Source organism: Neisseria sp. P0022.S010 (assembly GCF_051956635.1).
The window spans coordinates 1-1,401 of the sequence record NZ_JBQCXF010000691.1; the positions used below are offsets into that span (position 1 = coordinate 1).

Here is a 1,401-nt window from a genome sequence, read left to right on the forward strand (position 1 = left end):
CGATGGAGAAGCCGTCGAAGTATTGCAGGAATTGTTCTGCCAATACAGCGTTGCTTGGCAACTCGCACATCATGATCAGGCGCAGGCCGTTTTTGCCGCGTTCCAAACCGTTTTCTTTCAGGGCTTTAACAACAGCTTCTGCTTCACCCAAAGTACGGACGAATGGAATCATGATTTCGACGTTGGTCAAACCCATTTCATCGCGAACACGTTTCAAGGCTTTGCACTCGAGTGCGAAGCAGTCTTTGAAGTTATCGGCTACATAACGCGCTGCACCACGGAAGCCCAACATTGGGTTTTCTTCGTGCGGTTCGTAGATGCTACCACCCACCAAGTTAGCGTACTCGTTGGATTTGAAGTCAGACATACGAACGATGGTTTTGCGTGGATAAACCGAAGCAGCCAAAGTTGCCACACCTTCCGCAATTTTATCGACATAGAAGTCGACAGGAGAAGCGTAGCCGGCGATGCGGTGGGTAATTTCCGCTTGCAATTCATCGTCTTGTTTATCGAATTCTAACAAGGCTTTAGGGTGGATACCGATTTGACGGTTGATGATGAATTCCATACGCGCCAAGCCGATACCTTCGCTAGGCAGGTTGGCGAAGCTGAATGCCAATTCAGGGTTACCAACGTTCATCATTACTTTTACAGGTGCTTTAGGCATGTTGTCCAAAGCAACATCGGTAATTTGTACGTCCAGCAAGCCTGAGTAGATGAAGCCGGTATCGCCTTCGGCACAAGATACGGTCACTTCTTGGCCTTCGGACAGCAGATCAGTAGCGTCGCCACAACCTACAACAGCCGGAATACCCAATTCACGCGCGATAATCGCTGCGTGGCAGGTACGGCCACCACGGTTGGTAACGATGGCAGAAGCACGTTTCATTACCGGTTCCCAATCCGGGTCGGTCATGTCGGTAACGAGTACGTCGCCTGCTTCAACGGAATCCATCTCGGAAGCATCTTTCACCAAGCGAACTTTACCTTGACCGACTTTTTGACCGATGGCTCGGCCTTCGCACAAGACAACTTTTTCGCCGTTGATAGAGAAGCGGCGCAGGTTGCGGCTGCTGTCTTCTTGAGATTTCACAGTTTCAGGACGTGCTTGCAGGATGTAGAGTTTGCCATCCAAGCCGTCGCGGCCCCATTCGATGTCCATTGGGCGGCCGTAGTGTTTTTCGATGGTCAGCGCGTAATGAGCCAACTCGGTTACTTCGGCATCGGTAATGGAGAAGCGTTGACGGTCTTCTGCAGGTACATCAACGTTGGTTACAGATTTACCGGCTTCGGCTTTGTCGGTAAAGATCATTTTGATTTGTTTCGAACCCATGGTTTTGCGCAGGATAGCCGGTTTGCCTGCTTTCAAAGTAGGTTTGAATACATAGAATTCGTCAGGGT

1 protein-coding gene is annotated in these 1,401 nt (G+C 50.1%); it reads right to left on the reverse strand.

Annotation, left to right across the window (positions count from 1 at the left end; all coding sequences use genetic code 11):
• Positions 1 to 1,401, reverse strand: a 1,401-nt coding sequence (gene ppsA, locus ACTHUT_RS20690) for a phosphoenolpyruvate synthase (protein WP_440419683.1), incomplete at both ends; no start/stop codon positions are given.